The 13942-nt window shown below is 58.7% G+C and carries 10 protein-coding genes and 1 tRNA gene; 8 read left to right on the top strand and 3 right to left on the bottom strand.

From position 1 onward, the window contains the following. Window positions 1-39: 39 nt before the first annotated feature. From rpoD to F8N43_RS15660, 3 genes are all read left to right on the top strand, one after another. Window positions 40-1887 (top strand): RNA polymerase sigma factor RpoD, encoded by a 1848-nt coding sequence (gene rpoD, locus F8N43_RS15670; protein WP_150633681.1) that lies wholly within the window; start codon window positions 40-42, stop codon window positions 1885-1887. A 121-nt stretch (window positions 1888-2008) separates the two neighbouring features. Continuing rightward, a complete protein-coding gene (locus F8N43_RS15665; RefSeq protein WP_150639136.1) occupies window positions 2009-5755 on the top strand; it encodes a bifunctional diguanylate cyclase/phosphodiesterase in 3747 nt (1248 codons plus the stop codon). 15 nt (window positions 5756-5770) lie between these two features. Continuing rightward, a tRNA-Ile gene (locus F8N43_RS15660) sits at window positions 5771-5847 on the top strand. Between the two features lie 82 nt (window positions 5848-5929). Here F8N43_RS15660 and F8N43_RS15655 read toward each other — a convergent pair. The 3 genes from F8N43_RS15655 to F8N43_RS15645 form a co-directional block, all read right to left on the bottom strand. Further along, window positions 5930-6235: a helix-turn-helix domain-containing protein gene (locus F8N43_RS15655; RefSeq protein WP_150633683.1), complete on the bottom strand. Its 306-nt coding sequence runs from the start codon at window positions 6233-6235 to the stop codon at window positions 5930-5932. Then, window positions 6228-6593, bottom strand: a complete 366-nt coding sequence (locus tag F8N43_RS15650; RefSeq protein ID WP_150633684.1) for a type II toxin-antitoxin system RelE/ParE family toxin — start codon at window positions 6591-6593, stop codon at window positions 6228-6230. The genes F8N43_RS15655 and F8N43_RS15650 overlap by 8 nt, the downstream gene beginning before the upstream one ends. Window positions 6594-7130: 537 nt before the next feature. Next, a complete protein-coding gene (locus tag F8N43_RS15645) occupies window positions 7131-7778 on the bottom strand; it encodes a peptidase M41 (protein ID WP_150654024.1) in 648 nt (215 codons plus the stop codon). A gap of 239 nt (window positions 7779-8017) precedes the next feature. On the opposite strand from F8N43_RS15645, the gene F8N43_RS15640 reads away from it, so the two are divergent. The 5 genes from F8N43_RS15640 to pqqA all read left to right on the top strand — a co-directional run bounded on the left by F8N43_RS15640 (window position 8018) and on the right by pqqA (window position 13892). Further along, window positions 8018-8479: an Lrp/AsnC family transcriptional regulator gene (locus F8N43_RS15640; RefSeq protein ID WP_008067391.1), complete on the top strand. Its 462-nt coding sequence runs from the start codon at window positions 8018-8020 to the stop codon at window positions 8477-8479. Between the two features lie 218 nt (window positions 8480-8697). Continuing rightward, window positions 8698-10380 carry a flavin monoamine oxidase family protein gene (locus tag F8N43_RS15635; protein ID WP_150654007.1) on the top strand — a complete coding sequence of 561 codons (1683 nt, stop codon included), beginning with the start codon at window positions 8698-8700 and terminating at the stop codon, window positions 10378-10380. 12 nt (window positions 10381-10392) lie between these two features. Continuing rightward, a complete protein-coding gene (locus F8N43_RS15630) occupies window positions 10393-11187 on the top strand; it encodes a carbon-nitrogen hydrolase family protein (RefSeq protein ID WP_150633687.1) in 795 nt (264 codons plus the stop codon). 48 nt (window positions 11188-11235) lie between these two features. Further along, window positions 11236-13662 (top strand): pyrroloquinoline quinone biosynthesis protein PqqF, encoded by a 2427-nt coding sequence (gene pqqF / locus F8N43_RS15625; protein WP_150654006.1) that lies wholly within the window; start codon window positions 11236-11238, stop codon window positions 13660-13662. 155 nt (window positions 13663-13817) lie between these two features. Beyond that, window positions 13818-13892 carry a pyrroloquinoline quinone precursor peptide PqqA gene (pqqA, locus tag F8N43_RS15620; protein WP_009045898.1) on the top strand — a complete coding sequence of 25 codons (75 nt, stop codon included), beginning with the start codon at window positions 13818-13820 and terminating at the stop codon, window positions 13890-13892. Window positions 13893-13942 lie beyond the last annotated feature (50 nt).

Raw genomic sequence — 13942 nt, 5'->3', positions numbered from 1 at the left:
TGTTTTTTGCCCGCCAAGACCTTCAGTGGATAGGGTGTTATGTCCGGAAAAGCGCAACAGCAGTCTCGTATCAAAGAGTTGATCACACTTGGTCGTGAGCAGGGTTACCTGACTTACGCGGAGGTCAACGACCACCTGCCGGAGGATATTTCAGATCCGGAACAGGTGGAAGACATCATCCGCATGATCAATGACATGGGGATCAACGTATTCGAGGTTGCGCCAGATAAGGATTCCCTTATGCTGGCCGACGCCGATACCGACGAAGCCGCGGCCGAAGAGGCAGCAGCAGCGTTGGCAGCGGTCGAAACCGACATCGGTCGCACCACCGACCCGGTGCGCATGTACATGCGCGAAATGGGTACGGTAGAGCTCCTGACACGTGAAGGCGAAATCGAAATCGCCAAACGTATTGAAGAGGGCATCCGCGAAGTGATGGGCGCAATCGCGCACTTCCCTGGCACGGTTGACCATATTCTCTCCGAATACACTCGCGTCACCACCGAAGGTGGCCGCCTGTCCGACGTCCTGAGCGGTTATATCGACCCGGACGACGGCATTGCGCCTCCTGCTGCAGAAGTGCCGCCGCCAGTCGATCCGAAAGCCGTGAAAGCGGACGACGACACCGACGACGATGACGCCGAAGCAACGGATGACGAAGAAGAAGCCGAAAGCGGTCCGGATCCGGTCATCGCGGCACAGCGTTTTGGCGCTGTCTCCGATCAGATGGAAATCACCCGCAAGGCGCTGAAAAAGCACGGTCGTGGCAACAAGCTGGCCATCGCCGAGCTGTTGGCCCTGGCTGAGCTGTTCATGCCGATCAAACTGGTGCCGAAGCAATTCGAAGGCCTGGTCGAGCGTGTTCGCAGTGCCCTGGATCGTCTGCGTCAGCAAGAGCGCGCGATCATGCAATTGTGCGTGCGTGATGCCCGCATGCCGCGTGCCGACTTCCTGCGCCAGTTCCCGGGCAACGAAGTTGACGAAAGCTGGACCGACGCACTGGCCAAAGGCAAAAGCAAATACGCTGAAGCCATTGGTCGCCTGCAGCCGGACATCATTCGTTGCCAGCAGAAGCTGACCGCGCTGCAAACCGAAACCGGTTTGACGATCGCCGAGATCAAGGACATCAACCGTCGCATGTCGATCGGTGAGGCCAAGGCCCGCCGCGCGAAGAAAGAGATGGTTGAAGCGAACTTGCGTCTGGTTATCTCCATCGCCAAGAAGTACACCAACCGTGGCCTGCAATTCCTCGATCTGATCCAGGAAGGCAACATCGGTCTGATGAAAGCGGTAGACAAGTTCGAATACCGCCGTGGCTACAAATTCTCGACTTATGCCACCTGGTGGATCCGTCAGGCGATCACTCGCTCGATCGCCGACCAGGCCCGCACCATCCGTATTCCGGTGCACATGATCGAGACGATCAACAAGCTCAACCGTATTTCCCGGCAGATGTTGCAGGAAATGGGTCGTGAACCGACCCCGGAAGAGCTGGGCGAACGCATGGAAATGCCTGAGGACAAGATCCGCAAGGTATTGAAGATCGCTAAAGAGCCGATCTCCATGGAAACCCCGATCGGTGATGACGAAGACTCCCACCTGGGTGACTTCATCGAAGACTCGACCATGCAGTCGCCAATCGATGTTGCTACCGTTGAGAGCCTTAAAGAAGCGACTCGCGAAGTCCTGTCCGGCCTCACTGCACGTGAAGCCAAGGTTCTGCGCATGCGCTTCGGTATCGACATGAATACCGACCACACCCTTGAGGAGGTTGGTAAGCAGTTCGACGTGACCCGTGAACGGATTCGTCAGATCGAAGCCAAGGCGCTGCGCAAGCTGCGCCACCCGACGAGAAGCGAGCATCTGCGCTCCTTCCTCGACGAGTGATCACAAAACCCCCGGCCCAGGCCGGGGGTTTTGCTTTATGCAGATTAAATCCCCCGCACTTCCCTCCCGCTGAATTGCCCGTCTACACTCGAACCATTCCCCGAGCCATAACGAGACCGTTATGCCCAGACTGCCGACCGTGCTTTTTTTGCTGTCGCTGATGACCTGGACCGCAACGGCTGGCGCGCTGACTCTGACCGACGAAGAACGTAGCTGGTTGACGGCCCACCCGGATTTGCGCCTGGGTGTCGATGCGTCATGGCCACCCTTTGAGTTTCGCGATGATCAGGGCCGCTATCAGGGCCTTGCGGCGGACTACATCGACCTGATTCGCCAACGCCTGGCCATCAAGCTTACGCCCATTGAACCTGTGAGCTGGACGGCCGTGCTTGAGCAGGCCAAACAAGCGAAACTGGACCTGTTGCCGGGCATCATGTCGACCCCGGAGCGTCAGAATTACCTATCGTTTACGCGCCCCTATCTGGACTTTCCGATCGTCATACTTGCCCACGTTGGAGGCGCTCAACCGCGCAAACTCGAAGACCTGTACGGCTTGAAAATCGCCGTGGTGGAAGACTACGCACCCCATGAACTGCTGCGTACCCACCACCCCGACCTGAACCTGGTGGGAATGCCCAACGTCAGTTCGGCCTTGCAGGCTCTGGCGACCGATGAAGTGGACGCGGTGGTCGGCGATCTCGCTTCCAGCGTCTGGAGCTTGCGTCAGCTCAAGCTCGACGGGCTCTATGTCAGCGGCGAGACGCCCTATCGCTATCAACTGGCAATGGGTGTGCCTCGTGACAACAAGATTCTGGTCGGCATCCTGGACAAAGTCCTGGCAGACATGACGCCGGCAGAAATCAGCGCCATCCAGGAACATTGGGTCGGTAACGTCCTCGATCACCGAACCTTCTGGTCCGACCTGATCGTTTACGGCCTGCCGGGTTTGCTGTTGCTGATCACCGTGCTCGCGGTGGTCATCCGGATCAATCGCCGATTGAGCTCGGAAATTGCCCGCCGCGTCGACCTGGAACAGGAACTGCGCAGCAGCGAATACCATTATCGCGGGTTGGTGGAGAGCCTTTCGGCCATCGCCTGGGAAGCGCGAATCACCGATTTCACCTACAGCTACGTGTCGCCCCACGCCGAAGAATTGCTCGGTTATCCCCTGTCCCATTGGCTGATTCCGGGGTTCTGGCGCAACATCATCCACCCCGCAGACCTGACCCGCGCCCAGACCTTCTGCGATCACGAAGTCCTGGCCGGGCGCGATCACAGCCTCGATTACCGGGTCATCACCGCCGACGGCCGCTGCCTGTGGGTGCGTGACATCGTCAGCCTTATCGAGCACGGTCATGAACCGGTGATGCGCGGGTTGATGATCGACATCAGCGAAGCCAAGCGCACCGAAGAGGCATTGCGCCTGTCGGAGCAGAAGTTTGCCTCGGTGTTCCAGCAATGTCCGGACATTCTGGTCATCGCGCGGCTTTCGGATGGCTGCCTGCTGGAGGTCAACGAAGCGTTCGAGGAACAGATTGGTCTCAAGGCCGAAGAGGTCATCGGTCAGACCGCCACCGACCTGAACATCTGGGGCATCCCCGGCGTAGGGCCGGGCTTGTTGCAGCGCTTGCAGGCCGGCAGCATTCGCAACCTGGAGATGCCCTTTCGCCGTAACAATGGCCAGGTGTTTACCGGCCTGATCTCCGCCGAACCCTTCGACCTCGACACCACCCCGGCGCTGGTGGTAGTTGTGCGCGACATCAGTCAACTCAAGGAAACCCAGCAACAACTGCAAACCTCCGAAGAAAAATTCGCCAAAGCCTTCCACGCGTCCCCCGACGGTTTGCTGCTGTCCCGGCAGAGCGATGGCTTGCTGCTTGAGGTCAACGAAGGCTTCAGCCGCATTACAGGCTTCAATAGCGCGATGTCCGTGGACCGCTCGGCGTTGGAGTTGGGGATCTGGGTCAATCTCAACGAACGCAAACAGATGCTCGACCTGCTGCACCGCGATGGTTTTGTCCGCGACTTCAGTTGCCACATCCGCCGCAGCGACGGGCAGATCCGCCTTTGTGAAGTGTCGAGCCGTCCACTGCCGATCGGCGACGAAGATTGCATGCTGACCATCGCTAGAGACATCACCGAGCGCCACCTGATGCAGGAAAAACTGCAACAGGCCGCGACCGTGTTCGAGAGTACCGCCGAAGGTGTATTGATCACCGACACCCAGCAGCACATCAGCGCGGTCAACCGTGCGTTTACCGAAATCACCGGCTACAGCGAAAGCGAGGCCCTGGGCCACACCCCTCGCCTGCTCGCCTCAGGCTTGCATGACAGCGCTTTCTACGCGGCCATGTGGCACCAACTGACCGCCGAAGGGCATTGGCAGGGCGAGATTTCCAATCGGCGCAAAAACGGCGAGTTGTACCCGAGCTGGCTGACCATCAGCGCAGTGCGTAACCGCGACAAGTTCATCACCCACTTTGTCGCCGTATTCGCGGACATTTCCAGCCTCAAGCACGCGCAGGCCAAACTCGATTACCAGGCGCATCACGACCCGCTGACGGGCTTGCCGAACCGCACGCTGTTCGAGAGCCGACTGCTGACTGCACTCAACAACCAGCAGGAAAACGGCGGCCAGGGCGCCGTGCTGTTTCTCGATCTTGACCGCTTCAAACACATCAACGACAGCCTCGGCCACCCGGTCGGTGACCTTCTGCTCAAGGGCATCGCCGTGCGCCTCAAAGACCAGTTGCGCGACATCGATACCGTGGCGCGCCTCGGTGGAGACGAATTCATCATCCTGCTGCCCGGCTTGCAACAGTCGAGCGACGCCGACAACATCGCCACCAAACTGCTCAACTGCTTTTCTGCGCCATTCCAGGCTGGCGAGCACGAGTTCTTCATCAGTGCCAGCATTGGCACCAGCCTCTACCCCAAGGACGGCTGCGACGTCGCCACACTGGTCAAAAACGCCGACGCGGCGATGTACCGCTCCAAGGCTAAAGGCCGCAACCGGGTCGAAAGCTATACCCGCGACCTGACCGCTCAGGCCAGCGAGCGCGTCGCACTGGAGCACGAACTGCGCCGCGCCATCGAGCGTAATGAACTGTTGCTGCACTACCAGCCGAAAATCAGCCTGGTCGACAATCGTCTAGTGGGTGCAGAAGCCCTCATTCGCTGGCATCACCCGACCTTCGGCGCCGTGCCGCCAGAGCACTTCATACCCTTGGCCGAAGAGAACGGGATGATTCTGCAAATCGGCGACTGGGTGCTCGAGACCGCGTGCCGGCAGATGTACGAATGGAATCTGACTTATGAATGCCTCGGCCCTTTGTCGGTCAACCTCGCCGGCGCACAACTACGCCAGCCCAACCTGCTCGGCCGGATCGAGCAACTGCTCAAGGACAACGGTCTTCAGCCCGGATTATTGCAACTGGAGATTACCGAAAACTTCATCATGAGCCAGGCCGAGGAAGCGCTGGCGGTGCTGCATCAACTCAAGCACCTGGGTGTGCAACTGGCCATCGATGACTTCGGCACCGGCTATTCATCCTTGAGTTACCTCAAGCGCCTGCCGCTGGACATCCTCAAGATCGACCAGTCGTTCGTCCGCGGCCTGCCGGATGATCCCCACGATGCGGCGATCGTTCGTGCCATCATCGCGCTGGGCCGCAGCATGCAATTTACCGTGATTGCCGAAGGTGTCGAGACCCTGGCGCAGCAGCAATTTCTCGCCGAAGAAGGTTGCGAACAGATTCAGGGCTACATCGTCAGCCTGCCCTTACCACCGGACGAATTCGCCGCGACGTTTCTTCGTATAGCCGTATCGGATTTTTCGGATAGCACAGCCGAGAAACCGTCGTTATAATCCGCGGCCTACTGAGGGCCTATAGCTCAGTTGGTTAGAGCAGAGGACTCATAATCCTTTGGTCCACGGTTCAAGTCCGTGTGGGCCCACCAAACAAAAAAGCCGCGCTGAATGCGCGGCTTTTTCGTGTCTGATGGAACAACTCGATCGCGACACCAACGTGACTAATTCCACTCAGTTGGCGAAATTCTCGATCCTGACCTGGCCCTCGGGAAAGGTCGCGATTATTTCCAGCTCACCACCCATGGCGCGGATGTAGTTTCGCAAGGTACTGATGTACATGTCTGTGCGCCGTTCCATTCTGGAAATGGCGGCCTGGTTGACATGTAGAGTCTTGGCCAACGTTTCCTGGCTAAGCTCTTGAGCCTTACGAAGCTCGTGCAGGGGCATTTCCTTGAGATGCTGCCGGAACAGCAGCTCTGCGTCAGCTCGCGACTCCGGCGTCATGCGCGCTTGGAGTTCAGCAAATTTTTTAGCCATCGTTACGGCCCTCTTTACTCAATATTTCCAGATGCTCGTCATACAATCTTTCCGCCAGCGGGACATGCACTTCATACCAACGATTCTGACCGGTTTTGTTACCTCCGATTAAAAGCAACGCGCACCGGCGTGGATCAAACGCATAGAGCACGCGATAGGGTCGCCCCGCTTGCTGGACCCGAAGCTCTCGCAAATGTCCAAATCGAGAGCCCTTGATGTCGGTGCTATGGGGATAACCCAAATCCGGCCCGAAGACCCCAAGTAAATCAACGCTGGCGGACACCGAAGCTTGCTCCTTCGCATCCAAACCTTCCCACCAGCCTTCAAATTCGTCGGTGTATTCAACTTCCCAACCCATACCAATATGCCACCCAAGGAATATGATCTCAAGGGAATAACTCTAGGCATTGGCAGTCACGCGACCACCTTGGTTGCCAATGAAATTGTTAAGGGCGGTTTCTAGCGGGGTGTAGGTTTTCGGCTTGTGGCGTTTGGTTTTGTTTACTTCAGGTGGCGCAATATCGGATGACGTCCGCAGACCTTGTAGGCAAACTCCGAATCGTCCGTTTTGGGCACTTTGATGCCTTGTTGCGCTTTTCTTCGACGGGATAGTCTCCGGACGTCGCTGATCATTCAGCGATCGGGATTGGAAACCCGTCGAAATTACTCGCAACAGCGCCACTTCTCGATTGCAAAGGCTTTCCTGGCTTGAGCTCTTGAGTTATGACGGCTGTGCGCGGGACGTCTTCGGGCGTGCCGGTTTCCTAATTTCCCGGTTTTCCAACCTGCGCACAGCTGTCACCCATTCGCTTGGAATCCCAGCGCATAGCGGCGGACTGATCGTGAAATGAGCCTCGATAATTCGGGGCTATCTCATCAGAGATCGACCGGTGCGCTAAGCCCAAACACCCAACGCTGGAATGGCCCGCACTGGCCGCAACCGCTCAAGCATTTCACGCGTGAAAACCACCTCATACGTATCCGCCGCCCTACCCCACTGCTCCACGATGACCATGCCGTCGACCAGCACGCGTCCCAATTCAGTGATCGTATCGGCCAGATCTTCGACGATTTCTTGGGTCCGGCCCCACGCGCGATCAGTCATCACTTGGAGTTCAGCCGCAATACGCTCAGAGGACGCAGGATCCGTATCGGGACAGGTGATATTGCGCAGCAAATGCTGAAGCTCTTTTACTTTTGCGTAATCCTGTTCCGCCCCCAGCGCGCCTTTCAGGATGGCTACTGCTTTAGACTTGTCGACGTGTTTCCCGGACAACTTTGTCGAAGTTAATGTCTGCCCCATGGCACCGGCCATCAGGACCATCATCCGGGCCTCCAAATGCGCTTTCATGGCTTCCATCGACGAAATCGGGCGCGCCAGGGTTATCGAGGCGCCCCCTTGATGCCGCAAGTCCATGGTCACCGACAGGGTCACGCCGCCCGTTGCAAACCCCAATGCGCGGGCCACGACGTAGTGGCCCATTTCGTGATGGGCGATCTGTAATGCGTGATCCCGTACAACGGAAGGCATCCTGTTCGTCATGTCCATCGCCTCACATCCCTCGATAGCCCATTCGACTATGCCTGACGGTTTGCGTCCACCCTTCCAGCGTTGCGCGCCGGTGTCGGTGTCCAGTGCGAAGACTTTGCCGTAGACGGTGCAGGTGTAGGCCGTCTCGCAGGTGAAAATGCCTGAACGGTACTGAGGCTAGACCAAACATCCTGCATGCGATTGGTGCTGTAACATGCGGACCCATTGATGTGTGTTGCTGGAGACAACCTTTGCCTGACACTCGCCCGCCTGTGCTTGACGAAATCGACCGCCAATTGATCGCGGCCCTGCAGATCAACGCCCGCGAAAGCGTGGCCATGCTCGCCCGACAATTGGGCATCGCCCGCACCACCGTGACATCGCGGCTGGCACGACTGGAAAAGGCCAGGGTCATCACCGGTTACGGCGTTCGGTTGGGTCAACGGGTGGTGGACGGCGGCTTGCAGGCGTACGTCGGGATCACGGTGCAACCGCGCTCAGGCAAGGAAGTGTTGCGGCGGCTGAGTGCGATGGCACAGGTGCAGCAGTTGTGTGCGGTCAGTGGCGAATTTGATTATGTGGCGTGGTTAAGGACTGATTCGCCGGAGCAACTGGATCAGTTGCTGGATCAGATCGGGAGTGTGGATGGTGTGGAGAAGACGACCACGTCGATCATTCTCAGCAGCAAGATTGATCGCGGTCAGCCGGTTTGATTTAACCCGGAACGCTTCGGTGTCTGGCCGGGCCTCTTCGCGGGCAAGCCCGCTCCCACATGGACACTGTGCATCGACAGTTCGTCGTTTTGATCCATTAATTAGCAAAACGACGACACATTGCGTCTTATTAACGTGTTCTACGCTCTCTAGAATGGCTGCCATCTTTTCCTATACTCAGACGCGCACCCCGCGTCCGGTCGCCAGCAAGGTCAGCCATGAACAAGAACAATCGCCATCCTGCAGACGGTAAAAAACCAGTCACCATTTTCGGCCCGGACTTTCCATTCGGTTTTGACGACTGGATCGAACACCCAGCCGGCCTCGGCAGCATTCCTGCGCACAACCACGGCGCCGAAGTGGCGATTGTCGGCGCAGGCATCGCGGGATTGGTGGCTGCCTATGAACTGATGAAACTGGGCCTCAAGCCCGTCGTCTACGAAGCCTCGAAATTGGGTGGCCGCCTGCGTTCCCAGGCGTTCAACGGGACCGATGGCATCGTCGCCGAACTGGGCGGCATGCGCTTCCCGGTGTCGTCCACGGCGTTTTACCACTATGTCGACAAGCTCGGTCTCGAGACCAAACCCTTTCCCAATCCGCTGACGCCTGCCTCTGGCAGCACCGTGATCGACCTGGAAGGCAAAACCCACTACGCACAGAAACTGGCGGATCTTCCTGCACTGTTCCAGGAAGTGGCTGACGCTTGGGCGGATGCCCTGGAGGCCGGCTCGCAGTTCGCCGATATCCAGCAAGCTATCCGCGACCGCGACGTGCCGCGCCTCAAGGAGTTGTGGAACACCCTGGTTCCGCTGTGGGACGACCGCACCTTCTACGACTTCGTCGCCACCTCCGAAGCCTTCGCCAAGCTCTCGTTCCATCACCGCGAAGTGTTCGGCCAGGTCGGTTTCGGCACCGGCGGCTGGGACTCGGACTTCCCGAACTCGATGCTGGAAATCTTCCGCGTCGTAATGACCAACTGCGACGATCACCAACATCTGGTCGTCGGCGGCGTCGAACAAGTGCCGCAAGGCATCTGGCGTCATGTGCCGGAACGTTGCGTGCACTGGCCCGAAGGCACCAGCCTCAAGTCGCTGCACAGAGGCGCGCCACGCTCCGGGGTTAAAAAAATCGCTCACGCCCCGGACGGCCGTTTTGCGGTCACCGATAACAACGGCGACACCCGCGAGTACGCGGCAGTGCTGACCACCTGCCAGAGCTGGTTGCTGACCACGCAGATCGAGTGCGACGAAACGCTGTTTTCGCAAAAGATGTGGATGGCCCTCGACCGCACCCGCTACATGCAATCGTCGAAAACCTTCGTGATGGTCGACCGCCCGTTCTGGAAGGACAAGGACCCGGAAACCGGTCGCGACCTGATGAGCATGACCCTCACCGATCGCCTGACCCGTGGCACCTACCTGTTCGACAATGGCGACGACAAACCGGGCGTGATTTGCCTGTCGTACTCGTGGATGAGCGACGCGTTGAAAATGCTGCCGCACCCGGTGGAAAAACGCGTCGAACTGGCCTTGAACGCGCTGAAAAAAATCTACCCGAAAGTCGATATTGCGGCGCGAATCATCGGCGATCCGATCACCGTGTCGTGGGAAGCCGACCCGCATTTCCTCGGGGCTTTCAAAGGCGCACTGCCCGGCCACTATCGCTACAACCAGCGCATGTACGCACACTTCATGCAGGCGGAGATGCCGGCCGAACAACGCGGGATTTTCATCGCGGGCGACGACGTTTCGTGGACGCCGGCGTGGGTCGAAGGCGCGGTGCAGACCTCTCTCAATGCGGTGTGGGGCATCATGAAACACTTCGGCGGTGAAACTCACGCCGAGAACCCGGGTCCAGGAGATGTGTTCAACGAGATCGGTCCGATCGCCCTGCCCGAGTAAAAGGAGTTCCAAATGCGCGTAGCCCTTTACCAATGTCCACCGCTGCCCCTGGACGTCGCCGGCAATCTGCAACGCCTGCATCAACTGGCGCTGGAAGCGAAAGGCGCCGATTTGCTGGTGCTGCCGGAGATGTTCCTGACGGGCTACAACATCGGTGTCGATGCCGTCAGCGTGCTGGCGGAGGTGCACAACGGTGAGTCGGCGCAACAAATAGCGCGCATTGCCAAGACCGCGGGGATCGCCATTTTGTATGGCTACCCCGAGCGCACCGAGGACGGGCAGATCTACAACGCCGTGCAACTGATCGACGCCAATGGCGAGCGCCTGTGCAACTACCGCAAGACTCATCTGTACGGCGACCTCGATCACTCGATGTTCAGCGCCGGGCAGGGTGATTTTCCGCTGGTGGAGCTCAACGGCTGGAAGCTGGGTTTCCTGATTTGCTATGACGTTGAGTTTCCGGAAAATGCGCGGCGCCTGGCCCTGGCCGGCGCCGAGCTGATTCTGGTGCCGACAGCGAACATGATTCCTTACGACTTCGTCGCCGACGTCACCGTGCGCGCCCGGGCCTTCGAAAACCAGTGTTACGTGGCTTATGCCAACTATTGCGGCAATGAAGGCGAGATCCACTACTGCGGCCAAAGCAGCATCGCCGCACCGGATGGCAGCCGCATCGCCCAGGCCGGTCTTGATGAGGCACTGATTGTCGGTGAGCTGGATCGCCAGTTAATGGTCGATTCCCGCGCGGCCAATCGCTACTTCCTCGATCGCCGCCCGGAGCTTTACGGCGAGTTGAACAAGCGCTGATCGACCGTTATCCGCTAGCATTAGCGCTTCCCTGTTCTGGAAGTGCTCATGCCTGCGCTGAATCCCCCTCGCCCTCACACTGAAATCCTGGCCAACGGCTTGCGGGTGACGCTGCGTCACGCCCCGAATCTGAAGCGTTGTGCGGCCGCGTTGCGGGTCGCTGCCGGCAGTCATGATGTGCCGCTGGCATGGCCCGGCCTGGCGCATTTTCTTGAACACCTGTTGTTTCTCGGTACCGAGCGTTTTCCTGCGGAACAAGGGCTGATGGCCTACGTGCAAGGTCATGGCGGGCAGGTGAATGCGCGGACCAGCGAGCGCACCACCGACTTCTTTTTTGAACTGCCGCCTCAGGCATTCAGCGGTGGGCTGGAGCGTCTGTCGGACATGCTCGCTCACCCGCGTATGAATCCGGACGATCAGCAGCGGGAACGGGAAGTGTTGCAGGCAGAGTTTGTTGCCTGGTCGCAGGACGCGACGGCACAACAGCAACTGGCGCTGTTCGATGGACTTTCGCCAACTCATCCGTTGCGCGGCTTTCATGCTGGCAACCGCGACAGCCTGCCGGTTCCGAAGCCAGAGTTTCAGAATGCGTTGAAAGATTTCCATCAACGGTTTTATCAGACCGGGCAGATGACGCTGAGCCTGGCCGGCCCGCAAAGTATCGAAGAGCTGAAGCAAATGGCACTGAGTTTCGGCGCGGCGATCCCCGTGGGAGTAATCGTCCCGCAACAGGCGCCTGTGCCGCTGATGGAATCTTCGGGCGCGAGTTATCAACAGCTGAACGAACGCAGGCTTGATCTGCTGTTTACCTTCGAATCGCTGCCCACTTCTTCGACCGAAGCCATGGCGTTTCTGTGCCATTGTTTGAACGCCTCGAAACCCGGCGGGCTGCTGGCTGAATTGCGCGCACGCGGCTTGGCTGAGCACTTGAACGCTGAGCTGCTCTACCAATTTGCCGGACAAGCCGTGCTGCACGTTGAATTCACAACGACCGCATCGGCGAGCGTGCTGCACGAGAAGCTGCTGGATTGGCTGGGCTTTTTTGCTTCGCAGCAAGACTGGGCCGCTCTGCGTGAAGAGTACGCGGTCGTGCTTCAGCGCCAGCAACAAATCAGCGGTGCGCTGCAACTGGCCCGACTCGACAGCGAACAGCTGGAAACAGGCTTGTCCGAGCAAGGCGTTGCAGCGCTCAAGGGCATCCTGAAGAAAATCGGCGCTGTGGATAACTTCAGCGGTGACTGGCAACTGCCGGCACCGAATCCTTTCTTGCGCACCGAAGCGCCGCCGCAAAACGCCGGGCTGATTCGCGGGCAAACCAGCAAGCACCGTGGCTTGCGCACATTTGCCCAGGACCGTTCGCGCAGCCGTCGTGAAAGTTCTCCAATGCAATTCAGCCAGGCTTTGCCGGATAACACCGCTGAAGGCGCGATTTATTTGCGTTGGCGGCTCGAGGCCGAACCTCATCGGCACCTTCAACAGCGTCTGGAAAACAGCCTGCAGCCACTGCGCGAGGAAGCGCGTCAGGCAGGCGTCGACTTTTCCTTCAGCGCATCGGGCAATGAATGGCTGCTGAAGATGACGGGGCTGCAGGAACCGATGCCGAGCGTTCTCGCACATGCACAGAAAGAGCTGACACAACCTGCCAGCGATTTCTCACAGGAAGAACCGAAAAGCCCTGCGTTGATCCCGATTAAACACCTGCTCAAGGCACTGCCCAATCTTCTCCTTGAGCGCAGCGGTGTCTCTGAAGACCTGCAGCAGCTATGGTCAAGTGCGCGCTGGGACGGTCTGGCAACAGGCCTTTCAGCACACACTCAAGCAGCCATGGGTTTGGCCCTGAGCCGGGTGCCAGGCGTTGCCGACACCCAACCGTCCACGCCGGTCTCGATCAACTCGCAGCGACTGTGGACAACGCTCGACACCGACTCCCGCGAACATGCGTTGTTGCTGTTCTGTCCGACAGCTACCCAGGACATCTGCGACGAAGCCGCCTGGCGTTTGTTGGCGCTTGTCTGTCAGACGCCGATCTATCAGCGCCTGCGCGTGGAGCTGCAATTGGGTTACGCGGTGTTCAGCGCACTGCGTCAGATCCACGGGCAGACCGGAATCCTGCTTGGCGTGCAGTCTCCGGGCACCTCGCCATTGAAGTTGCTGGAACACATGGAGTGCTTCCTGAGCGACCTGCCCGGATTGGTCGAAGGGATCGACGAGGCGGCGTTCATCGCCCAGCGCCAGGCGTTGGCCGATCAATTCGACATAGCCGCCTTACCCTTGGCCCAGGCTGCCGAACTGCTCTGGCAAGGCACGCTGGCCGGCCGCTCGTCGGATTACCTGTCGCAGCTGACCTTATCGATTCTGGCCACCGACCGCTCCGCCCTGCTGGCCGCCGCCTATCGACTGAAGAACGCCGAAGGCGGCTGGCGCGGTCTGGCCAGCAGTTCGGAACCGCAAGCACCTTGGCAAGTGACAAAATGATCATTACCGCTGCTGCAATTAGCTTTTTCCGAGATTGCAGGCCAATCGCTCTGTAATTTTGAGTAACATAGCCACCTAACTATCTGAACATCTCCGGCTGGAGGTGGACTATATGTATAGATCTCAACCGTCCCATCACCTGAAGGAGCGCTCCCATGTCCTGGTCCAAACCTGCTTACACCGACCTGCGTATCGGCTTTGAAGTCACCATGTACTTCGCAAGCCGCTAAGTTTGTCCTGCCGTTCAGCGCCTCGGTTTGCCGAGGCGTTTTTATTTTCA

This window comes from Pseudomonas fluorescens (genome assembly GCF_902498065.1).
Classification (GTDB): Bacteria; Pseudomonadota; Gammaproteobacteria; order Pseudomonadales; family Pseudomonadaceae; genus Aquipseudomonas; species Aquipseudomonas fluorescens_BJ.
Note: the sequence above shows the minus strand (reverse complement) of the source record. Positions and strands in the feature narration are given on the sequence as shown.

Bases quoted from the DNA above. Each gene is read 5' to 3' on its own strand.
- F8N43_RS15650 (WP_150633684.1), bottom strand. From the start codon at position 6,593: ATGGGTTGGGAAGTTGAATACACCGACGAATTTGAAGGCTGGTGGGAA.
- pqqF (WP_150654006.1), top strand. From the start codon at position 11,236: ATGCCTGCGCTGAATCCCCCTCGCCCTCACACTGAAATCCTGGCCAAC.
- F8N43_RS15635 (WP_150654007.1), top strand. From the start codon at position 8,698: ATGAACAAGAACAATCGCCATCCTGCAGACGGTAAAAAACCAGTCACC.
- rpoD (WP_150633681.1), top strand. From the start codon at position 40: ATGTCCGGAAAAGCGCAACAGCAGTCTCGTATCAAAGAGTTGATCACA.
- F8N43_RS15665 (WP_150639136.1), top strand. From the start codon at position 2,009: ATGCCCAGACTGCCGACCGTGCTTTTTTTGCTGTCGCTGATGACCTGG.
- F8N43_RS15645 (WP_150654024.1), bottom strand. From the start codon at position 7,778: ATGACGAACAGGATGCCTTCCGTTGTACGGGATCACGCATTACAGATC.
- F8N43_RS15655 (WP_150633683.1), bottom strand. From the start codon at position 6,235: ATGGCTAAAAAATTTGCTGAACTCCAAGCGCGCATGACGCCGGAGTCG.
- F8N43_RS15630 (WP_150633687.1), top strand. From the start codon at position 10,393: ATGCGCGTAGCCCTTTACCAATGTCCACCGCTGCCCCTGGACGTCGCC.